This is a genomic window from Arthrobacter sp. UCD-GKA (genome assembly GCF_001863355.1).
GTDB lineage: Bacteria > Actinomycetota > Actinomycetes > Actinomycetales > Micrococcaceae > Paeniglutamicibacter.
Window position 1 is genome coordinate 162,529 of record NZ_MOLR01000005.1, and the last position, 23,062, is coordinate 185,590.

At 64.5% G+C, this 23,062-nt stretch carries 11 protein-coding genes and 1 riboswitch; of the genes, 9 read left to right on the plus strand and 2 right to left on the minus strand.

Going from position 1 to position 23,062, the window contains the following annotated elements; all coding sequences use genetic code 11:
• Positions 1-36: 36 nt before the first annotated feature.
• A complete protein-coding gene (locus BLJ79_RS10390) occupies positions 37-1,440 on the plus strand; it encodes an LLM class flavin-dependent oxidoreductase (RefSeq protein ID WP_071214675.1) in 1,404 nt (467 codons plus the stop codon).
• A 71-nt stretch (positions 1,441-1,511) separates the two neighbouring features.
• Here the strand turns inward: BLJ79_RS10390 and BLJ79_RS10395 are convergent, their stop codons facing one another.
• Positions 1,512-2,162: a DUF1345 domain-containing protein gene (locus BLJ79_RS10395; RefSeq protein WP_071214676.1), complete on the minus strand. Its 651-nt coding sequence runs from the start codon at positions 2,160-2,162 to the stop codon at positions 1,512-1,514.
• A 509-nt stretch (positions 2,163-2,671) separates the two neighbouring features.
• Positions 2,672-2,766: riboswitch (SAM riboswitch) on the plus strand.
• A gap of 105 nt (positions 2,767-2,871) precedes the next feature.
• Here BLJ79_RS10395 and BLJ79_RS10400 point away from each other — a divergent pair.
• The 7 genes from BLJ79_RS10400 to BLJ79_RS10430 all read left to right on the plus strand — a co-directional run bounded on the left by BLJ79_RS10400 (position 2,872) and on the right by BLJ79_RS10430 (position 11,332).
• Complete coding sequence (locus BLJ79_RS10400) at positions 2,872-4,530, plus strand: ABC transporter substrate-binding protein (protein ID WP_071214677.1); 1,659 nt, start codon at positions 2,872-2,874, stop codon at positions 4,528-4,530.
• Positions 4,531-4,536: 6 nt separating this feature from the next.
• Positions 4,537-5,496: an ABC transporter permease gene (locus BLJ79_RS10405; protein WP_071214678.1), complete on the plus strand. Its 960-nt coding sequence runs from the start codon at positions 4,537-4,539 to the stop codon at positions 5,494-5,496.
• Positions 5,497-5,514: 18 nt separating this feature from the next.
• A complete protein-coding gene (locus tag BLJ79_RS10410; protein WP_139194820.1) occupies positions 5,515-6,423 on the plus strand; it encodes an ABC transporter permease in 909 nt (302 codons plus the stop codon).
• Between the two features lie 13 nt (positions 6,424-6,436).
• Positions 6,437-8,074, plus strand: coding sequence for a dipeptide ABC transporter ATP-binding protein (locus tag BLJ79_RS10415; RefSeq protein WP_071214679.1), 1,638 nt, complete (start codon positions 6,437-6,439; stop codon positions 8,072-8,074).
• 47 nt (positions 8,075-8,121) lie between these two features.
• Positions 8,122-9,357, plus strand: a complete 1,236-nt coding sequence (locus BLJ79_RS10420; protein ID WP_071214680.1) for an acyl-CoA dehydrogenase family protein — start codon at positions 8,122-8,124, stop codon at positions 9,355-9,357.
• Positions 9,358-10,776 (plus strand): NtaA/DmoA family FMN-dependent monooxygenase, encoded by a 1,419-nt coding sequence (locus tag BLJ79_RS10425; protein ID WP_071214681.1) that lies wholly within the window; start codon positions 9,358-9,360, stop codon positions 10,774-10,776. It begins immediately after the preceding gene.
• Between the two features lie 127 nt (positions 10,777-10,903).
• A complete protein-coding gene (locus tag BLJ79_RS10430) occupies positions 10,904-11,332 on the plus strand; it encodes a CoA-binding protein (protein ID WP_071214682.1) in 429 nt (142 codons plus the stop codon).
• 273 nt (positions 11,333-11,605) lie between these two features.
• On the opposite strand, the gene BLJ79_RS10435 is transcribed toward BLJ79_RS10430, so the two are convergent.
• On the minus strand, positions 11,606-12,076 hold the full coding sequence (locus tag BLJ79_RS10435; RefSeq protein ID WP_071214683.1) for a hypothetical protein: 471 nt from the start codon (positions 12,074-12,076) through the stop codon (positions 11,606-11,608).
• A gap of 805 nt (positions 12,077-12,881) precedes the next feature.
• Between BLJ79_RS10435 and BLJ79_RS10440 the strand changes: the two genes are divergently transcribed.
• Complete coding sequence (locus BLJ79_RS10440) at positions 12,882-23,033, plus strand: DUF7927 domain-containing protein (protein ID WP_139194821.1); 10,152 nt, start codon at positions 12,882-12,884, stop codon at positions 23,031-23,033.
• The last annotated feature ends 29 nt before the right edge of the window (positions 23,034-23,062 follow it).

A 23,062-nucleotide genomic window follows, 5' to 3' on the forward strand; every position in this document is an offset into this window, starting at 1 on the left:
GATCCGCCACCACCCAACACCTCGCGAAGGACAAACATGAGCACGACGCCCGCCCCCCGCCAGATCCGCTTCAACGCCTTCGACATGAACTGCGTCGGACACCAGTCCCCGGGATTGTGGAAGCACCCCAAGGACCAGTCCGCCAGCTACAAGGACCTGTCCTACTGGACCGACCTGGCCAAGACCCTGGAAAAGGGCAAGTTCGACGGCATCTTCATCGCCGATGTGCTGGGCACCTACGACGTCTTCGGCGGCTCGAACGAGGTGCCGCTGCGCACCGGCGCCCAGGTCCCGGTCAACGACCCGCTCATGCTTGTCTCCGCGATGGCCGCCGTGACCGAGAACCTCGGCTTCGGCGTCACCGCCAGCACCTCCTACGAACACCCGTATCCTTTCTCCCGCCGCCTGGCGACCCTGGACCACCTGACCAAGGGCCGCATCGGTTGGAACGTGGTGACCGGCTACCTGCCCTCCGCCGCCCGGAACATGGGCCAGGCAGACCAGCTTGAGCACGACGAGCGCTACAACCACGCCGACGAATACCTCGAGGTCGTGTACAAGCTGCTCGAGGGTTCCTGGGAAGAAGACGCAGTGGTTCGCGACGCCGAGCGCGGCGTCTTCACCGACCCGTCCAAGGTCCACGACATCAACCACGAGGGCAAGTACTTCAAGGTTCCGGGCATCGCCATCACCGAGCCCAGCCCGCAGCGCACCCCGGTGATCTTCCAGGCCGGAACCTCCTCGCGCGGCATGAAGTTCGCCGCGGCAAATGCCGAGGCAGTCTTCGTCACCTGCCCCACCAAGGACATGCTCAAGGCCACGGTCACCAAGATCCGCGACGCCGCCGAGGCGGCCGGCCGTGGACGCCACGACGTGCGCATCTACACCATGCAGACCATCATCACGGACGTGGATTCCGCCGCCGCGCAAGCCAAGTTCGAGGACTACAAGTCCTACGCCGACATCGACGGCGCCCTTGCACTGATCTCCGGGTGGATGGGCGTCGACCTGTCCACCTACGGCCCGGACGACGTCATCGGCGACAACGTGAAGTCCAACGCCATCCAGTCCTCCGTGGCGATGTTCCAGCAGGCCAGCGGGGATTCGGGCAAGCCGTGGACGATCCGCCAGCTTGCCGAGTGGGTGGGCGTTGGCGGCTTCGGACCGATCACCGTCGGCTCGCCGACCGAGGTTGCCGACAAGCTCATCGAGTGGGTCGAGGACACCGACGTGGACGGGTTCAACCTGGCCTACGCCATCACCCCGGGGACCTTCGAGGACATCGTGGAGTTCATCGTTCCCGAGCTGCAGGCCCGAGGCGCCTACCCGACCGAATACGTCGAGGGCACGCTGCGCAACAAGCTCTTCGGCAAGGGCGACCGCGTGCAGGACTCGCACCGCGCGGCAAACTACCGGTTCTCGAACGCCGAGGTCAAGTAGGCAATAGCAAGGGATTGCCCCTGCCGGTTGGGGAGGCGGCGCACCTATGGTGTGTCGCCTCCCCACGTCATTTAAGCCGCCAGGCTGACCACCAGGTTGATGGTGGTGGCCAGGATGCCGGTGCCAAAAAGGAAAGCCAGCAGGCTGTGGCGCAAGACTGCCGAGCGCATTTCGCGCGTGGTGATGCTGGTGTCCGAGACCTGGTAGGTCATGCCCACGCTGAATGCCATGTAGGCGACGTCCGTGTATTGCGGGCGCTCGTCCTGGTTGAATTCGATGCCGCCGGGTGTGCCGCCGTAATAGATCATGGCGTAGTGCAGCGTGTAGAGCGTATGGACCATCAACCACGACATCGCGGTGCAGGTCAGTGCCAACAGCGCCAACGGCAACCTGGCGCCTACCGCAAGGTCCCTGCTGCCGGCCATCACCATCACGACCGCGGCCAGGGAACCGATGGCCGCGAAGAGGATCAGCAGGTCCGTGGTCTGGAAACCCGGGTCTTCCTCCTGTGCGTGGGCCGCGGTGCGGGCATGGTCCATGGGGGCAATGGTGATCCACACCCAGGCGTTATAAATCAGCGCGGCGACTGTCCAGCCAACAGCCGGAGCATAAACCCAGGCTCCCAGGAGGCCGGTCAGTGCCGTGGCGGCGACCCCGCCGGCGAGCATGCCCAGAACGCGCAACCTGCGATGCCTGGCGCGCTGCGACAACGTGCTTTTCATGAACCGATCCAACCATGTTCGGGGCGCACTGGCATACGTTGGGCCGCTGCTCGTAAGCGGTGGCCAAGCATGGGACTTTACGATTACGGGGGGCCTAAGCGTAAAGTCCTGGGCAAACGCCGGAAAACCTTGCGATCAGGCGGGGTCGCTCATCTTGCGGCCTTGAGGTGCCAGAACGGATCCTTCGGTGTTCCCCGTGGCCGTGGACGCAAAGCCTGGGGACGCCGGGGACTGCCAGACTCGGCCGTTGTGCTCGGCAATGCGTCTTGCCGGACGCTGAAGTGCCGCCGAGTCCAGCGCGTCATTATCAATATGACGCGATGATGACGCAAGCAGCCGAAAATCGAAGCTTCACAATCGGTCTTGTGACACTGCGTGAAGCGATTTATCCTCAAACTCGACCCATTGCGTCGGTTTGTTTCACCGCGGGGTCCATCTCCTTGGTCATATCGAAGATCCTGCAACACACTTGAAGTGTTCGAAGCCGGCAACCAGCCGCTTGCGGGCACACACCATCCAGAGCGACTGAGAGACCTGGCTCGTTGACGTCGCAGCAACCACTCCCGTCACGGGGAGCCGGTGCTACCGCCAGGACCGATGGAGATAGCCAAACTCTGCGCGGTCCACCGAATACCGTCATGCCACACGCGGTATCCGATGGACCAGCCATGTCGCGGCGTTCCTCGGGTGAACCGAGAGGGAAATACTCATGGGCAACACCAACCCACCGGCCAAGCGACGTATTCGCGCCAGCCTCAGCGTCAAGATCCTTACGGTCCTTTCCGTCGCCACCCTTGCACTGAGCGCGTGCGGGGCCGGAGCCCAGACAACGGGCAACGCGGCCGGCCCGGTCAGCACCAAGCCGGTCCAAGGAGGAACCTTCGTCTATGCGGAGGTCACCCCGATCAACAACTGGCAGACCCAGGCCGCACGCTTCTACGAGAAGTCCAACGTCCTCAACAGCGTGCTGGACCGCCTGACCTATTTCGACACGGAATCGGGAAAGCTCGTGGGCTGGATCGCCTCCGACTTCGAGGCAAACAAGGACCAGACGGAAATCACCTTCACCATCCGGGACGGCGTGACGTTCTCCGACGGAACTCCGCTCGATGCCAAGGCCGTGAAGGAAAACCTCGACGCGCTCGGGTTGGGAATCAAGGACGCGCAGGTCGCACCGAACGTCGACTTCTCCTCCTACAAGTCCTCCGAAGTGGTGGGCAAGAACCAGGTCAAGGTCACGCTCAAGGCAGCGGACGCCAACTTCCTGCGGGCCACTTCCTCGGTCACCGCGGGCCTGGTTTCCCCGGCAACGCTGAAGCTGGACAACGCCGGACAGTCGGCGATCGCCAAGATCGTCGGATCCGGCCCGTTCGTCTTTGAATCCGAGAAGACCGACGAGGAAGTCACCTTCGCCAAGCGCGCCGACTACAAGTGGGCGCCGGAAACGGCCCCCAACCAGGGTGCCGCATACCTGGACAAGCTCGTGGTGAAGTACCTGCCCGAGGTCGCCCACCGGGCCGGCGCCGTGCAAACCGGCCAGGTCGACCTGGTGCGCGGACTCCAGCCCGTGGACGAGCAGGCGCTCAAGAGCAGCGGCGACCAGGTCCTTCCGGCCCAGGGCGTCGACCTGACAACCAACATGGCAGCGGTGCGCATCAGCAGCGGCAAGCTCGCCGATGCCAAGGTGCGCCAAGCGCTCCAGGTCGGAATCGACCGCCAGTCCATCAAGGACACCGTGCTTTCCGACAGCTACGTCATCGCCGACTCGGTCCTGAACCACGCGGCACCCGGATTCATCGACCTGTCCGCGGACCTGGCCTACAACCCGGAAAAGTCCGAGGCCCTGCTCGACGAGGCAGGCTGGGTCGTGGGAGCCGACGGTTTCCGCGAGAAGGACGGCAAGAAGCTGGAACTCACCATCACCAGCTCGAACAACTCCGTCGTCATCAAGCCTGCCTTCGAATTGATCGAGCAGCAGTGGCGCGAAATCGGCGTCAAGCTCATCAACCGCGCCGCCGACAACACATTCTTGGCCACGGCCATGATCGATAAGAACATCGAGTTCTTCGGAACCCGCCAGTTTGCCTACGGCGGACTGGGCCCGGTCTTCGGGCCGGCCAACAACACCCAGACGCTGAACGCCGACACCGAGCTCAACGCACTCTTCGCCAAGGAACGTGCCGCCACCAGCGAATCGGAGCACAAGGAACTGGTCGCCGAGGAACAGCGCCAGCTGGTCACCGAAAAGGCCCTGTCCCTCGTCCTGTGGGACGAAGTCCAGGTCTACGGCGGCAACTCCGACGCACACGTCGAATTCACCTCCGGCACCGCCCCGATCTTCCAGGGCGCCTGGAAGACCGGAAAGTAGCCAACCATGGCCGCATACATCGCGCGACGCATCGGACAAGCCTTGCTCGTCATTTGGCTTGCCTACACCTTGGTCTTCCTGGCCGTGCAGCTGCTGCCCAATGACCCGGTAACGATTTTCCTTTCAGCCGATGCTGCGGCCGACCCGGCAACCATTGCCGCCATGAAGGCGCAGTACGGCTACGACCAGCCGTTGATCGTGCAGTACTTCAGCCAACTGGTCGGCCTCTTCACCGGGGACTTCGGATACTCGCTGGCCTCGGGCCAGCCGGTCGGCGAACGCATCGGCGCCGTCGTCGGCTCGACGCTGGTGCTGGCCTCCAGCGCCTTCGTCACCGCGGTCATCTTCGCGGTGGCGCTGGTCGCGGCGGCCACATTGGCACGCAACACGTGGCTGAAGCGGGTGGTGCTCAACCTGCCGCCGCTCTTCGCTGCGGTCCCGGTGTTCTGGCTGGGCCTGGTGCTGTTGCAGGTGCTGTCCATCAAGTTGGGAATCATGTCGCTGTTCCCGGACGGGTCCTTCGCCTCGATCGCCGTTCCGGTGCTCGTGCTGGCCATCCACGTCTCCGCCCCGATCGCCCAGGTGCTGCTCAAGAGCGTGGACAACGTGCACGCCCAGCCGTTCATCGACGTGCTGCGCGCCAAGGGTGCCTCGCCGTCGTGGATCTTCTTCCGCCACACCCTGAAGAACGCCGCGGCCCCGGCCATGACCGTCAGCGGGATCACCGTGGGAACGCTGCTGGCCGGATCCGTCATCACCGAGACGGTGTTCGCCCGCTCGGGCCTGGGCCAGGTCGTGCTGCAGTCGGTCACGGCGCAGGACGTTGCCCTGGTCCAGGGACTCGTGCTGCTCACGGCCACGGCATTCGTCGTGGTGAACCTGGTGGTCGACCTGCTTTACCCGCTGCTGGATCCGCGGATCCTCAAGAGTGGAACGCACGGGGCACCGCGCGCACTTGTGGCCTAGGAACGAACGGAGAACACCATGAGCATCAAACTAGACGAACCGTTGACCCGGGCCGAGGTCCAGGACAACGTCCCGGCCGTTGCACCCCTCAAGGTGGACGCGGCTGCCGCGCCGAAGAAGAAGGCCGGCGCCCTTCTTTCCCCCGCCTTCTGGCTCACCTGCGCACCGCTGGCCATGGTCCTGGGCTGGGCGCTGTTTCCGGCGCTGTTCAGCGGATTCGACCCCATCAGCGGAGTGCCCGCACAGAAGTTCCAGGCACCCGGTGCCGAACACTGGTTCGGCACCGACCACCTGGGCCGGGACGTGTTTGCCCGGGTGGTCCATGGAACCAGCCAGACCCTGCTGACCGCGGGACTGGCCGTGTCCCTCGGGCTCGTGGTGGGAACCGGCCTGGGCCTGTTGGCCGCCACCGCGGGACGTGCCGCGGACGCCGTGACCATGCGCCTGATCGACGTGCTGCTGGCCGTTCCGGGCTTCCTGGTTTCGCTGATCATCGTCACTGCCTTCGCGCCGGGCCCGATCTCCCTGGGCATCGGCGTGGGCATCGCCTCCATCGCGTCCTTCGCCCGCGTCGTCCGCTCGGAGGTGCTGCGCGTGCGCAGCCTCGACTACGTGGAGGCCGCGTTCATGAACGGCGGGACCTACTGGTCGGTGGTCTTCAAGCACATCCTGCCCAATTCCTGCGGCCCGGTCCTGGCCCTGCTGGCCGTGGACCTCGGGGTGGCCATCCTGGCAATCTCCGGGCTCGGCTTCCTGGGGTTCGGGTCCCCGCCACCGACCCCCGAATGGGGCCTGCTCATCGCCGAGGGACGCCAATACCTTGCCTCGGCCTGGTGGCTCACGACCCTTCCGGGCGTGGTCATCGTCGCGGTGGTCATCCTGCTTGCGGGACTCGGCCGCCAGCTCCACAAGATCTTCCGTTTCTAGCCAGGAGAACAGCATGAGCACCATCGACTCGGCACCCGCATTGCTGGATATCCGTGGGCTAAGCATCACCTACGGCCACGGCGACGAAGCAGTCATCGCCGCGGAGAACATCGACCTCGCACTCCAGCCCGGGGAAATCGTTGCCCTGGTCGGCGAATCCGGTTCGGGCAAGTCCACCCTGTCCAAGGCCATCATCGGCTTGCTTCCCGAATCCGCAAGGATCCTGGACGGCAACATCGACCTGGCCGGCGCAAACCTCCTCGACATGGCGGCCAAGGAGCTGGAATCGATCCGCGGCCGGCGCATCGGCATGGTCCCGCAGGATCCCGGCGCTTCCCTGGACCCGGTGAAGACCGTGGGATCCCAGATCTCCGAGGTCTTCCGCCTGCACCCGCAGGGCCCCAAGCGCTCCAAGGCGCAGCTGCGCGCCGAAGTCATCCGGCTGCTGGAGCTGGTTGGGATCGACACCCCGGAACAGCGCATCGGCCAGTACCCGCACGAGCTTTCGGGCGGGCTGAAGCAGCGGGTGCTCATTGCCATCGCCTTCGCGCTGGAGCCCGAACTGCTGATTGCCGACGAGCCCACCTCCGCACTGGACGTCACGGTCCAGCAGACGATCCTTGAGGTCTTCACCAAGCTGGCGCGCGAGCTCGGGACCGCTGTCATCTTCGTGACCCACGACCTCGCCGTGGCCACGGACATCGCCGACCGCATCGTGGTCATGCAGCACGGCCGGATCCGCGAGGACCGCCCGGTGCGTGAGATCCTGCGGGCGCCCGAAGACCCGTACACCCGGATGCTGCTCACCGAGGCCACCGCCTCGGGCGACGATTCACGAACCACCGCCGATGCCCGCGGCATCGAGGTCCCGGCCATCGAGGTGGCGGGCCTGGGCAAGATCTTCGGCAGCGGGAAAACCGAACGCGCGGCCGTGGAGGAGGTCTCGTTCGCGGTGCGCCCCGGCACGACCTTCTCCCTGGTGGGTGAATCCGGGTCCGGAAAATCCACGACCGCGCGGATGATCATGAGGCTGTTGGAACCCAGTGCAGGCACCGTGAAGATCCACGGGCAGGACGTCACCCACGTGCGCGGGGCCGCCAAGCGCGAACTCTGGCGCAGCCTGCAGCTGGTGTACCAAAACCCGGATTCGGCCCTGGACCCGCGCTACTCGGTGTCCCGGATCATCAGCGAGCCGCTTGAGAACTACAAGGTCGGCAGCAAGGCCGAACGCAAGATCCGGGTGGCCGAGCTGCTGGACGCGGTCAACCTGCCCGGCCGCATGGCCGCATTGGGTGCCAAGGAGCTCTCCGGCGGGCAGCGCCAACGCGTGGCCATTGCCCGGGCGCTGGCCCTGGGGGCCAAGACGCTGGTGCTGGACGAGGCCCTTTCCGCGCTCGACGTCCTGACCCAGGCGCAGATCCTGGCGCTCCTGGAGGACCTCCAGGTCAACCAGGGCCTGTCCTACCTCTTTATTTCCCACGACCTGCACGTGGTCGAACGCATTTCCCACGATGTGGGAGTCATGCGCCAAGGCCGGCTGGTCGAGGTCGGGGCGGCAGCACAGGTCCTGAACAATCCCGCCAGTGAATACACCAGGCTCCTGCTTGATTCGAACCCCGGGGCGCTGCTGCGCGAGATGGCAACGAATTAGGCCTTGGACAACAATTTCTTGAAACTCATGGATGCAAAGGAAGACAAATGAGTGCAACGTACGTGAAGGAACGAACAGAAGAAGCCCGCTACGCGGAGCTGAGCGCGCGCTTTGCCCCGGTGTTTGAGCGCATCGCCGAAGGCGCCGTGGAGCGCGAAAACAACCACGTGTTGCCCTTTGAGCCCGTGAAATGGCTCAAGGAAGCGGGCTTCACCACGCTTCGGGTCCCGGCCGCGTACGGCGGGGAACCCGTCAGCCACGAGCACCTCTTCCGGCTGATCGTGGAACTTTCCGCGGCCGACTCCAACGTCGGGCACCTGTTGCGCTCGCACTTCTCCTTCGTTGAAACCATTGCCCTGCAGCCCGAGGAATTCCGGCTCCGTTGGTTCCCGCGGGTGCTTGCCGGCGAGATCTTCGGCAATGCGGCCACCGAAAAGGGCGGCAACGCCCTGGGTACGACCAACACCAAGCTCCGCGAGGAAAACGGCCAGTGGCTGCTCAACGGGGAAAAGTACTACACGACCGGGTCGATCTTCGCCGACTGGGTCGTGGTCATGGCCAGCACCGAAGGCGTCGAGGGCCGCCAATACGCCATCGTGCGCGCCGACGATGCCAAGGTCAGGATCATTGACGACTGGGATGGCTTCGGCCAGCCCCTGACGGGAACCGGCACCGCGATCTTTGACGACGTCGTGGTCGAATTCGACGACATCATCGCGCGCAAGGTTTCCTCCACGCTCGAGCCCGCGTTCTTCCAGCTCGCACTGCTCAGCGTGCTGGCAGGCATCGGCCGCGCCGCGCTCACCGACGCTGCCGACCTGGTGCGCAACCGCACCCGAACCTTCAACACCGGTTCCGGGGACCTGTTCCGCAACGACCCGCTGATCCAGGAAAAGGTCGGCCGCATCGCTGCGACCGTCTACGCGGCCGACGCGATCGTCTTCGCCGCGGCCCGCGACCTTGACGCCGCGGTCGACACCTCGCTGGGCCTGGACCCGACCGCAGCCTTCATCCGCGCGGAGCTCGCCGTGCAGCAGGCGCACGTGAGCGTCCCGAAACTGGTGCTGGATGCAACCAGCGAACTGTTCGACGTCACCGGTGCTTCCTCGGTGTCGCGCGGCAAGTCCCTGGACCGGCACTGGCGCAACGCCCGCACCGTCGCGACCCACAACCCGGTCGCCTTCAAGGCGCGCTCGGTGGGCGACTACTACATCAACGGCACCATTCCCACCGGGCTGCACTCCATCGGGGACGCCAAGGATTCGAAATCGGAGAACAAGTAAATGGGTACCTTTGACGCGCGTCCACGGCTGCTGCTGAGCGCCTTCCTGATGAACACCCCGAGCCACATCCTCGGGGGCCAATGGCGCCACCCGGCGGCCCAGCAGCACCGCTTCAACGAGCTGAAGCTGTGGGCCGACCTGGCCAAGCAGCTCGAGGACGCGAAGTTCGACAACATGTTCTTCGCCGACGTCGTGGGGCTGTACGGCAACCACGAGGGCGGGTGGGCCTCGATGGTCCGCAAGGGCATGCAGGTTCCCGCGCACGACCCGCTGGTGCTGCTCTCGGCGCTCGCCGCGACCACCAGCGAGATCGGCCTGGCGATGACCAGCTCGGTGGTGCAGGCCTCGCCGTTCCAGTTCGCACGCCAGCTCTCCACCCTCGACCACATCTCCAACGGACGCGTCGCGTGGAACATCGTGACCAGCGTGCTGGAGAACTCGCACCGCAACTTCGGCGCCGCGGGCCTGGCCGCCCACGACGACCGGTACGACTGGGCCGACGAATACGTCGAGGCCACCTACAAATTGTGGGAGGGCTCTTGGGAAGACGACGCGCTTCTTGCCGACAAGGAATCGGGACTCTTTGCCGACCCGGCCAAGGTCAACAAGATCCACCACCAGGGCAAGCGCTACTCCATCGAGGGCCCGCACACGGCCCTGCCAAGCCCGCAGCGCACCCCGTTCCTGTTCCAGGCGGGTTCCTCCGCGCGCGGCAAGCAGTTCGCCGCCCAGCACGCTGAAGCGACCTTCCTCTTTGCCCCGCACCCGGAGTACGTGGCCAAGCAGGTGGGCGAGATCCGCGAGCTCGAGGCCGCTGCCGGCCGAGCCAAGGGAGACGTGAAGGTCTTTGCGGGACTGTCCTTCGTGGTCGGCAGCACCGAGGAGGAAGCCAAGCGCAAGGAAGCCGAGTACGACGAGTACCTGGACCTCGATGCCATCGTTGCCCACATCGGCGGCGGCATCGGGATCGACCTGGGCGGCCTGGACCTGGACACCCCGTTGGGCGATGTCCAGACCGAGGGGGCCCGCGGCGTCCTGGAGGCGGCCATCGCCTCGGTGCCCGGAGGCAAGCCCACCATCGGCGACCTGGCGCGCTACCGTGCCAAGGCCCAGCAGATCTCCGGCACCCCGGAACAGATCGTGGACGAGATCGAACGCTGGCAAGACGCCGGCATGGACGGGCTCAACATCATGAACCAGATCCTGCCCGGCTCCTACACCGACTTCATCGACGGCATCCTGCCCGAGCTGCACAAGCGTGGCCTGGCCCAGACCGAGTACGCCCCGGGAACCCTGCGCGAGAAGGTCTTCGGGCGCGGTGCCCGCCTCGAGGATTCCCACCCGGCGGCGAAATTCCGCGGCGCCTTCACGGAGCACTCGGCAGCGAACACCGAGCAGGCACTGGAGCGCTCGCTCTAGACCGCATCGGGCGGTCCCAGGGATGCGGGGAACCGGAAGGGCACTTGCCCTTTTGGTTCCCCTGTGGCGCCTTGGCGACGCATCGGCTTTGGGCCAAGACCCAGAATGTGGCGGTAACGTTGGGGCCATGAGCAACGAAGTTGGCCAACGCCATGTCAACGACCCGGCCGTGGTTCGACGGCTCCTTCAAACCCCCGCGCGCTGGGCGGTGGTCGGATTGACCAACAACCCGCGCCGCGTCGCACCGGGGGTCTCGTATTTTCTGCAGGAGCAATTGGGCATGGAAATCATCCCGGTTTCCCTGAGCGGCGAGGAAGTCCTGGGCAACACCGGATACAAGCGGTTGGCGGACATTCCCGGGCACATCGATGTCGTTGACTGCTTCGTGAATTCGCAAAAAGTCGGCGACATCGTTGACCAGGCGATCGCCGTCGGAGCGGATGCGCTTTGGCTGCAACTCGGTGTCGTCGATGAAGCGGCAGCCGCGCGTGCCAAGGCAGCCGGGCTCGACGTCGTGATGAATACCTGCCCCAAGATCGAGTATCCATACCCCTGAATTCGACCGGAAATAGATATTCCATTGATTGTAGTAGACGTGGATCACATTGTGTGATTAGAATGTCGGCAGCACAAGCAACACAAAATTGGGTGCTGGGGACCCAATAAATACTGGGGGAAGTTCGAACTTGGGGTTTGAACTTATCTAACGGATCGGCTGGGGCCGTTCCGTAAACGGTGCTTATTGCCTGGTTGTCGCGCCCCTTGGGGTAATTGGGGTAACTAAAGTGCTCGGCAAAATTGGGGACAATGCTGCACGGATTCCAAAGGGTCATCGCGCGATGCGCAGGGGCTCTTTTTTGGCTGCGATTTGGAGGAACGGCGTCGTCCGTTCAACCGTTGGCGCCAGTGCGACGACGGCGCTCGTTGCGACGATGATGTTTGGCGGCGGTGGAATTAATCCCGCCGTGGCCGCGCCAGCCGACAAACCGGACACCGCCGTGGAGCAGCAACTGCTCGACGCGGCGAAGGACGGCGAAACGACGCTCGAATCGGACGCGTCGAAGAAAGAATCCCTGGCCGCTGCCACGGACGAGAAAACCGCTGAAGCACCTTCTGAGGGCACCGAACCGCCCGCGGCCGCGAAAGTTGCCGAACCGCAGGAGTCGGCGGCCCCCACGTCCGAAGCTCCCGTGACAAAGAACCCCGTCGAGACGAAGAAGTCGGCGGCCCCTGCCACCGAAGCTCCCAATAAGACAGAAACGAAGACCAGCGACCCCTTGGCGAAAACCGCTGACCCCAAGGCCGCACCCCTTGCGGAAGAACCGGTCACTCCGTCGGCTATTGGTACCTGTGGTCCCAATGCGGGCACGGGAAGTCTTGGCAAGATGGAGCAAAGGTCGGAAGTGACCGATTGGATGACTGGCAACCTTGCCGAAGGGCTTTTTGAAGGTGGATTCGTCCAGTACAGAGTCATGATGAGTGACTTGAGCCTTGGAGAGAACGAATTTGCCTTTAGGTACCAAGTCAGGGATGGCGAAAGATGGGGGTTTGACTACGCAAGTCGCTTCTCCATGGATGGCGGAAACAACATCAGGACCAGGGTTGTGGAAGGTTCCGGCTCTGCCCGCGAAGATACCGTGTATGTGACATTCGATGCCACTGCGACCAGCGGGATCCTTTACTTCAGTGCTCATATCGCTTCCGAGCTTGACCGTGGGCCGGCCACCGGAGCCTCGTCGATTTCAGGTTCGTCCTACCACGTATCCAAGGTCTCACTGAACTGCGTCGTTAAGGGCGCCTCAGACCTGTCAATAAAAACGGCGGGCATGCAGGTCGGTTTTGTGACCGTTGTCAAGAAGGCCACCCCCGCCGATGGGACGGATTTCAATTTCAACTTGTCCTCGGAGGAAGCAGAATCTTCAGCCAACTTCGAACTGGATGACAGTTCAGATTCCGACACCGGTGAGAATCTTCCGAACCAGATAAAGTACAACGTCGCACCGGGCGAGGTCACGATTTCGGAAGGTGTCCTTCCTGCCGGCTGGAACCTCGCAGACCTGACCTGTTCGGGCGTCGCCCCAACGGTCGACAAAACGAAGCGTCTTGTGTCCTTTACCTTGCTGAACCGTGTGGAAGTCGTTTGTACGTTCACCAACACCAAGACAACCTACAAGGATCTTGCGGTCTCCAAGACTGCCAAGCCAAGGTTCGACCGCGACTACGACTGGACCATCGACAAGAACCTTGCCGCCGGCCAGGACGCCAGCGTCAAGTCGCCGACGACAAACGTCAACGTCAACTACAGCGTGTTGGTCAAGGCCAGCGCCGCGAAGGACAGCAACTTTGTCGTTGACGGTGTCATCACCGTCGAGAACAGCAACTCCGCCGCCATCAACGGCGTGACGCTGAGCGACAGCCTCCCCGGCGCGGAATGTGCCATCGAAACAGCCGGCGGCACAGCCGTTACCGGCCCGATCTCGATTCCGAACGGCACGACGAACTTCAACTACACCTGTGAGATGCCGACCGGAACCACGGCTGCAACCTCAGGAACCAACACCGTCAAGGCCAACTGGGACGCAGCATCCTACTTCGGGACGGATGGCGAAGCCAGCGCCACCAAGGACTTCACCTTCGCAGGTGTCGAACCCACCGTCAGCGATGACAAGGTCACCGTCACGGACAACAACTTTGACCTGAGTACCCTTCCGGATGGCAACCAAGTCACCGCGGCGCAATCATCGAAGACGTTCAACTACTCCATCAAGTGGCCAGGGGTCTCCGGCGAATGCACTACCTACGACAACACCTCAACCTACAAGGAATCTGACGGCGGCACCGGGAGCGATTCGGCTTCGGTCAAGGTGTGCATCGGTGCCAACCTGGAAGTCACCAAGAACGTCCAAGGAAGCTTCAACCGGGCCTACTCCTGGAAGATCGACAAGACCCCGCTGCTGAACGGCCAGCCGGTCGCGGACAACACGAAGTACACCACCAATGCGAACGGCGAGGTCACCGTCGATTACCGGGTGACGGTGACGCCGCAGCCATACGTGGACAGCAACTGGGCCATGACCGGCACCATGACGGTGAAGAACCCGAACAAGTGGCAGGACGTCGCCGCTACCCTGACCGACTCGGTGGACGTGGGCGGCGACGCGGTATGTGCCGTGACCGGCCAGACCAGCCCGGGCACCGGGACCGACCTGGATCAGACCAAGCCCGGATTCCAGACGATCATCCCGAAGGACAGCTCCGTCGAGTTCGACTACGGCTGTGAATTCGGTTCGCAGCCCAGGTACGCGGGCACCAACACCGCCAGGGTCGATTGGAGCAAGGCCGTGGCCTCAACCCCGGGCGAGTTCGACGAGGGCACCGCCGAAGTCACCGCTGGTTCGTGGACCCAGAGCCCATTGAACCAAAAGGTGACGGTGACCGATGACGAGTTCACCTTCAGCCCCGCATGGACCCTCGATGGGGCCGACGGCACGAAGCCACAGTCCAAGGACTACACGGTGACCTGGACGGTCCCGGCGGCAGACGCCGGCGAGTGCGTACCGTTCACGAACATCGCCAAGGTTTCCGCCACTGAGGTCCTCGCATCCGACGACGCGACCATCCAGGCCTGCCTCCCGGCCGGCTTGAGCGTGTCGAAGACCGTGGATGCAAGCTACGACCGCACCTACACGTGGGACATCGACAAGACGGCCATGACCGACGGCACCGTCAATGCGGGCCCCGAAGGAAAGGCGACGGTCGGCTACGGCATCACCGTCACCGGCGAGGGCTACACGGACACCAAGTCCATGGGCGGAACCATCACGGTGGCCAACGCGAACCAGTTCGGCGGAGACGTCGAGACCACGGTCTCGGACACCACGTCGCTGACAGGCCTGCTCTGCACCGTCGACGCCACCCACGATGTGAACCCAATCGCCACCGGCGTGCAGGTCAACGTACCGCAGGCCACCCTGGTCGACGGGAACTGGATTCCCGGAACCACGACCGTGAACTACACCTGTGATCCAAGCAATGTCGCCGAATCCGACTACACCGGCGGAACCAATACCGCAAAGATTGCCTGGGCCGGCGGCGAAGCCACCAGCCCGGCCAAGGCCATCGAATTCAAGCCGGGAACGATCACCGACGAGACCGTCAAGGTATTTGACGACCAGGCGGTCCCCGGTGCGAACGGCACCGAGGTCGGCACCGTCTCGTGGAGCGAGGTCAAAGACAAGACCCCGCGCACCAAGACGTTCGCGTACGAATTGGAGCATACGGTGGATTCCGGCACCTGCGGGACCTTCACCAACAAGGCATGGATCGAGCTTGAAGGCGACGACTCGGAGAACCCCTCCGACGAAGCCACCGCCACCGTGTGTGGCCAGGCAGGTCTGCAGGTCTCCAAAACCGCCAAGGCATCCTTCGACCGCGTCTACCAGTGGAACGTGACCAAGGACGTCGACAAGACCGAAAAGACGATCGCCCCGGAAGGAAAGGCAACCTTCAACTACACCGTCAAGGCAGTCCCGAACGGCTTTGAGGACATCGAAGAGACCCTGAGCGGTACGATCACCCTGACCAACCCGAACCAGTTCGCCGACGGAGCCATCACCGCAACGGTGACCGACACCGTGGGCATCGAAGGCGTGACGTGCCTGATCAAGGGCACGGACGCCGACCTCAACGCACCCGGCTTCCAGACAGTGGTGCCAGCCGGCACCAACGGCACAGACGGCAGGCTGGTGCTGAGCTACGAGTGTGGCGGCAAGCCTGCCACGTACACGGGAACCAACACGGTCGACGTGTCTTGGAAGGATGCCACCGGCACCCCGCAATCGGCCCAGGCAACGGCCAAGGTCGAGTACCTCCTCGACACCGAGTACGACAAGACCGTCCTGGTCTTCGACGACAAGGTCCATGAGACCGACTACCCCGAGCTGCTGGGCGAGGCCACCTGGAACCAGGAGAAGACCGCCACGGCTTTCGCCTACGACCTGAAGTTCGAGGGAGCCCCGGGGACCTGCACCGGTTACACGAACACCGCGATCGTGACCGAGAAGGGCTGGAACCAGGCAACCCTGGACTCCGACAGCAAGACCGTCACAGTCTGTGTCGAACAGGACCTGGTTGTCACCAAGGACGCCATGGCCACCTACGACCGCGACTACGATTGGAAGGTCGAGAAGAAGGCCGACGAGACCTCCTTCAAGGTCGATGGGAGCGGCAAGGTCACCGCGGGTTACAAGGTGACCGCCACCCAGGACGGCTACACGGATTCGAAGTGGAAGCTCACGGGCACCATCACGGTGGACAACCCGAACGAGTTCGGTTCGATCACCGCCGATGTCACCGATGCCTTGAATGTTGAGGGCATCACCTGCTCCGTCGCTCAAGGCCAGGACGTGGTGGTCGCTGCCGGCAAGACGGCAACGCTCGACTACACCTGCGATGTCTCGGCCGGCGTGGCCGAAGCCGATTACACCGGCAAGATCACCAACACCGCGACGGCCACCTGGGGAGAGAACCGCAGCACCTCCAGCGGCCCGGTCGACGCGAACTTCGCACTGGCTACGGAAACGGACACCGAGATCACGGTGACCGACGACCACTACGCCGAGAATGACGGCGTGCTGGGCACGGTGATCCGCGACCAGTCACCGAAGACCTTTGCATACGACGTTGATTGGCAGGGCGTTGCCGGCAGGTGCACCACCTTCACCAACACGGCCGTTCTCGAGGGCGACGACGACAACCCCGCAGGCAACGAATCATCCGCCGACATCGAGGTCTGCGTCGAGGACGGCCTGACCGTGGTCAAGAAAGTCGAGGCAGGCTTCACCCGCGACTACGACTGGAGCATCGACAAGCAGGTCGACCAGGGCAAGTTCACCGTTGACGGGAACGGCAAGGTCACCGCGAACTACACGGTCAAGGCGCTCCTGGACGGGCACAAGGACCAGGACTGGACGATGTCCGGTGCGATCACCGTGTTCAACCCGAACCAGCAGGAAGCCCTCACCGTTGTTGTCACCGACACCCCGGAGATCCCAGGCGCCGTGTGTGCGGTGGCCAACGGCATCGGCGTGAATGTTCCTGCCGCCACCGAGTCGGCGGGCGTGGTCGCCAACGGAAGCGCCACGGTGCAGTACAACTGCACCTTTGCCGACGAGGTCTTGGCAGGCGACTACACGGGCAAGAAGAACCACACCACCGTCACCTGGAAGGGTGTCGACGGGATGGACCGCACCGTGACCAACAGCGCGCCGATCGTCTTCACGCAGACCGGCAGCATCGACGATTCCGTCACCGTTGTCGATGACAAGACCGTTTCCGGGGCCGAGCATGAACTTGGCACCGCGAGCGTGTCCGACGCTCCGAAGACGTTCGCCCCGTACCCGGTTGAACTCCAAGGCACTGCCGGGCAGTGCACCACCTACACCAACACCGCGGTGCTGAACGAGGAAACCGCGACCGACGGCAAGGACGCAAACAACAAGGCCAGCCAGGACGTGGAAGTCTGTGCCAAGGCCGGACTGCAGGTGGCCAAGGAAGCCACCGCATCCTTCAACCGCCTGTACACCTGGGACGTGGAGAAGTCCGCGAAGCCGTCGAAGCAGACTATCGCCCCGGACGGAATGGCCACGTTCGCCTACATGGTCACGGCCGAACCCAAGGAAAAGATCGACACAGGGTTCACGCTGGACGGCAAGATCACGCTGGCGAACCCCAACCAGTTCGCTGACGGTGCGATCACCGCAACCGTCACGGACACCGTGGGCATCGCCGGATTGACTTGCGACATCACCAGCCCCACGGATCATGATCCGGACAAGGCCGGATTCCAGGTTCTGGTGCCCGCGGGCACCGACGGAACCACCGACGGCACCGTGGAGCTGACGTACCACTGCGCCGGCACACCCGCCAGCTACAACGGCACCAACACCGCGCTCGTGACATGGACCGACGCCGCCGGGGAACCCGCTTCGGCCAAGAACACAGTCAAGTTCGCCTACGAGGCCACCGTGACCAACGAAACCGTGCAGGTCTTTGACAACAAGGCCGGAACGGTTGAGGAACCGGTCCTGCTGGGCACCGCACACTGGAATGACGGACCCACGGCGTTTGACGCCTACGACCTGTCCTTCCCAGGCGTTGCGGGAACCTGCACCGACTACACCAACACCGCGACCTTGACCACCATGGCCGGGGAGCCGCGGGCGATGGTGGCAGCCGGGGAAACGAACCTCTTGGCAACCGACGAGCAGACCGTCACGGTCTGTGTCGAGCAGGACCTGGATGTCTCCAAGGACGCCACGGCCACCTTCGACCGCGACTACGACTGGAAGATCGAGAAGCAGGTCGATGAGACCGACTTCAACGTCGACGGCGAGGGCAAGGTCGCGGCCAACTACACCGTGACCGCAACGCAGGACGAACACACCGACTCGGGCTGGATACTCGGTGGAACCATCACCGTGCACAACCCGAACGACTTCGGCTCGATCACCGCCGACGTCACCGATGCCCTGAACATCGAGGGCATCACCTGCTCCGTCGCCGACGGTGCGGACGTGCAGATCGCTGCCGGTGAGACGGCAACGCTCAACTACACCTGTGACGTTGCCGCCGGCGTGGACGAAGCCAAGTACAGCGGCTTCATCAAGAACACGGCGACCGCCACCTGGGGCGATGGCCGCACCGCGTCCAGCAATCCGATTGACGTGGACTTCACGCTCGATCGGGCCACCGACGCCTCGGTCAACGTCTACGACGACTTGACCAACCCGGATGCGGAGCCCGTGAAACTGGGCACCGCGACCCTGGACGGCGAGAACGTCTTCGGCCCCTACCGCGTTGAGCTCCAAGGCAAGGCGGGCAAGTGCACCACCTTCACCAACACCGCGGTGCTCAAGGAAAAGGCCGGCAGCGACGAGGACAACACCGATTCGGTGTCCGTCGAGGTCTGTGTCGAGAAGGGCCTGACGGTCGTCAAGACCGTCAAGGCCGGATTCACCCGCGACTACGACTGGAGCATCGACAAGCAGGTCGACCAGGGCAAGTTCACGGTCGACGGCAACGGCAAGGCGACCGCGAACTACACGGTCACCGCCACCAAGGACGGGCACAAGGACCAGGACTGGACGATGTCCGGCTCGATCGACGTGTTCAACCCGAACCAGCAGGAAGCACTGACCGCCGACATCAGCGACGTCACCTCCGTGCCGGGCGCAACCTGCACCATCGCCAGCGGCGGCACGGACGTCGTTGTCCCCGCGGCCACCGTCGTTGACGGCGAAGTTGTCAGCGGCAAGACCACCATCACCTACGATTGCGTGATCGATGCCGAGCTGGCCGACTCCGACTACGAGGGGCACACCAATACCGCCACCGTCACCTGGACCGGCACGGACGGCAAGGACCGCACCGCCGACTTCGCGGCGGAAGTCCTGTTCACCCAGGACCAGACCAAGGACATCGACGAGACGGTCGACGTTATCGACGACAAGACGGTACCCGGCGCCACACACGATCTGGGCAGCGCCAGCGTCTCCGAGTCGCCGGTCGAGTTCCAGTACTCGGTCGAACTGGCGGGCGTGGCCGGAGAATGCACCACCTACACCAACACCGCAGTCCTCCAGGAAACCACCGGAACCGACGAGGTCGACAACACGGCCACGGCGGACGTGGAAGTATGTGCCAAGGCGGGACTGGAAGTTTCCGACCCCGGCGAAGCCACCTTCGACCGCGAGTACCTGTGGAAGCTGGACAAGCAGGTGGACCGCACAGGGGCCGAAATCGGCCTGGACTCAACGGCGACGTTCAACTACACGGTCGCGGCGACACCCGACGGTTATGAGGATTCAAACCACCAGGTGGCGGGCACCATCACACTGGTCAACCCGAACCGGTTTGCCGGGGGAGAGATCACCGCCACGCTCACCGGAGGGGTCGATATTGCGGGAGTCACCTGCGACATCGATGCCACCGACGCCGACCCGGACGCCGACGGATTCCAGGTCCTGGTGCCGGCCGGCGCCGACGGCACGGCCAACTCCGTGACCCTTCCCTACACCTGCACCGGGACCCCGGAAAACGGGGACTACGCAGGCGAGCACACCGTCACCGCGACCTGGGCAACTGCCCAGGGCGGGGTCGCCACCGCCACGGCCTCGGTCGAGGTGCTCTACGAGCAGGTGGGTTCCACGAATGCCGGCCTTGAGGTCTTTGACGACAAGGCCGGAACCGTCGAAGCCCCGGTGTCCCTGGGCACCGCGGACTGGAACTCCGACGGTGTTCCCACGGAGTTCACCTACCAGGTGATCTTCACGAACCCGAACCCGGATGCCCTTCACGGCACCTGCACCACCCACACCAACACCGCCACCTCGGTGGCAACGGACGACGCCAGCACGTCGGTCGAGGTCTGCGTTGAGGTAGGGGCCCCGACGGTTGAAAAGACCGTCACCGGCACCCGGCAGAACGCCGATGGCAGCTGGAGCATCACCTACAAGCTGGAGGTCACCAACAACGACGACGTCCAGGGTCGCTACTCGCTGGATGACACCCTGTCCTTCGGCGGCGGCATCACCGTCACCGACGCCTCGTGGACCGGCCCGACGGGCGGCGACTCGGGCGCCTGGGACCTGGCGACCCCGGATTACACCGAGGTCATGGCCACCGACAGGCTGATCGACGCCGGCGCCACCGAGGCCTACCAGGTCACGGTCACCGCCAACGTCGCGGCCGGGGTCACGGGCACCGAGGCCGGCAACTGCGAACTGGTCGAGGGCGAGGACGGCACGGGGTTCCTGAACTCGGCCACCATCACCGCCAACGGGCAGAGCGCCGAGGTGACGGCCTGCGCGGAGCCGACCACACCGAAGATCGCCAAGACCGCCACCGGGGAACCGGTGCTGGATGAGGCAACCGGAACATGGAACGTTTCCTACAAGCTGGAAGTGGACAACACCACCGGACACGATTCCCGCTACGATCTTCTCGATTCCCCGGCATTCGCCGCAGGAACGCAGGTCGAGGGCTGGAACGTCGTCTCTCTTGGCGAGGACACCCCGGCCATGGACCTGAACGGCACCACCGTCCCGGTGGCCATCGCGGATGACGCACCGATCGCGGCGGGCACGCGGCACGCCTACCTGGTGACCTTCACCGTGGACCTGGCCGGGCTGGGCCTGGAAACGAAGCGGGAATGCGGGGACGCCGGAAGCGGCTTCTTCAACACCGCAACGCTCACCAGCGGCAACCAGACCGGTACGGACGAGGACTGCGTGAAGATCCCGGCCACCGGAAACCCGGACATCGCCAAGACCGTCACCTCCGCCATGCAGCAGCCCGACGGCAGCTGGGTTGTGGACTACACGGTCACGGTGACCGGGGACGCGGCATCGCCGAGCATCTACTCACTGGATGACACCCTGGCCTTCGGCGCAGGTGCCACCATCGATTCGGCCACCTGGAGCGGACCGGACGGCGCCGACGGCGCCTGGAGCGCACCCGACACCGATCCCGCCACCACGCTTGCCACCGACAAGTTCCTGGCCGCGGGCGACACCGACGAGTACGAGGTCAGCGTCACCGCCACTGTGGCCGCCGGAAGCACCGGCAGCACGGACGGGGATTGCAAGCTCACCGAGGGGGAGGACGGCACCGGGTTCCTGAACACGGCGAGAATCACCTCCAACGGCCAGGACCGCGAGGCCCAGGCCTGTGCCGCACCGGTTGCCCCGAGCCTCGACAAGCAGGCCCTTGGGCTGGTCCAGCATGAGGACGCCGACGGAAACTGGGACGGCACCTGGGACGCGAGCTACAAGCTCATCGTCACCAACCCGGCCACCGGCGGTGCGGGCGCGAACTACACGCTCGCCGACACCCCGGCCTTCGCCGAGGGCGTCACCGTCAACGACCGTTACGTCAGCTCCACCGACGTCGAGGTCAACGAGGCCTGGCGCGGCAGCAACTCCACCGACGACGTCGTGGTGGCGGACCAGGTCCTGGAATCGGGAGCCGTCCACACCTTCACGGTCATCGTCAACGTGTCCCTGACCTCCGCGATCAACGATGCGGATCGGGTATGCGGCGAGGGCGGCCACGGCCTGTTGAACACCGGTGTTCTCACCGCAGGAAACGAGTCCGATACGGACAGCGCCTGCCTGGAAATCCCGGAACCGGGCAGCAACGTCGTCAAGACGGCCGTSACGGCCGAGGAGAACGCGGATGGCAGCTGGGATGCGCACTACACGGTCGTGGTGAACAACACCTCGGACGTGGCAACCCGCTACAACCTCACCGACACGCTGCGCTTGGGCGCGGGGATCACCGCCACCGGCGCCACCTGGACCCTGCAAGGCACCGATACGGCCGGCAGCTGGGAGAACCCCGGCACCGACACCTCCACGGAGCTGGCCACCGACCGCAACCTCGAGGCACGCGACTCGCACACCTACGTGGTGCACGTCGTCGCGGTCCTGGCGGACGGGGTCATCGGGTCCGAGGCCGGCACCTGCCAGCCCGAGGACTCCAACAGCGACGGCGGCTTCCTGAACGAGGCCACCCTGAGTGCCAACGGCAAAACCACACAGTCCCGCGCTTGCGAGACCCCGGTGAAGAACCCGCGCGGCTACTCGCTGGTGAAGACCTCGGATCCGGCCAACGGCACCGTTGTCTGGCCCGGGGACACCGTCGGATACACCCTCACGGTGCGCAACACCGGGCAGTTCGTGTACACCGGGGCGGTAATCACCGACGAGATGGCCGGCTGGCAGCACGCGGGCACCTTCAACGAGGGAAGCCTGTTGCTCTCGGGCGGCGAATCGGCCATCGAGGGCAGCAAGCTGACCTGGACCGTCGGGGACCTGGCGGTGGGCGAGGAGAAGACCCTCAACTACTCCGTCACGGTCGATGACGAGGCCTGGGATACGGTCCTGGTGAACGTGGCCACCGGCAGCGGGGATGTCCCGCCGTCGAAGACCGTGCACCCGACCCCGGAGGAGCAGCACCTGCTGCCGGCACCGCCGGTCGTCGTGGTCCCGCCAGTGAATCCGGCACCTGTGGTCGTGGTTCCGCCGCGCAAGCCGGCATCGGCGGTTGTGGTTCCGCTGCGCAAGCCGGCATCGGCGCTGGCGAAAACCGGCGCGGATGACTCCACGCTGTGGATCCTGGGCTCCGGCGCACTGATCCTGCTCCTCGGGGCAGCGTTCGTGGCAAGCTCCCGCCGCCGCAAGGGCGAAGGGAACTAACCCACAGGATAAACCGAAGTTCGCGGTCG

Coding starts and splice junctions, on each gene's coding strand:
- BLJ79_RS10390 (WP_071214675.1), top strand. CDS start 37: ATGAGCACGACGCCCGCCCCCCGCCAGATCCGCTTCAACGCCTTCGAC.
- BLJ79_RS10395 (WP_071214676.1), bottom strand. CDS start 2,162: ATGAAAAGCACGTTGTCGCAGCGCGCCAGGCATCGCAGGTTGCGCGTT.
- BLJ79_RS10400 (WP_071214677.1), top strand. CDS start 2,872: ATGGGCAACACCAACCCACCGGCCAAGCGACGTATTCGCGCCAGCCTC.
- BLJ79_RS10405 (WP_071214678.1), top strand. CDS start 4,537: ATGGCCGCATACATCGCGCGACGCATCGGACAAGCCTTGCTCGTCATT.
- BLJ79_RS10410 (WP_139194820.1), top strand. CDS start 5,515: ATGAGCATCAAACTAGACGAACCGTTGACCCGGGCCGAGGTCCAGGAC.
- BLJ79_RS10415 (WP_071214679.1), top strand. CDS start 6,437: ATGAGCACCATCGACTCGGCACCCGCATTGCTGGATATCCGTGGGCTA.
- BLJ79_RS10420 (WP_071214680.1), top strand. CDS start 8,122: ATGAGTGCAACGTACGTGAAGGAACGAACAGAAGAAGCCCGCTACGCG.
- BLJ79_RS10425 (WP_071214681.1), top strand. CDS start 9,358: ATGGGTACCTTTGACGCGCGTCCACGGCTGCTGCTGAGCGCCTTCCTG.
- BLJ79_RS10430 (WP_071214682.1), top strand. CDS start 10,904: ATGAGCAACGAAGTTGGCCAACGCCATGTCAACGACCCGGCCGTGGTT.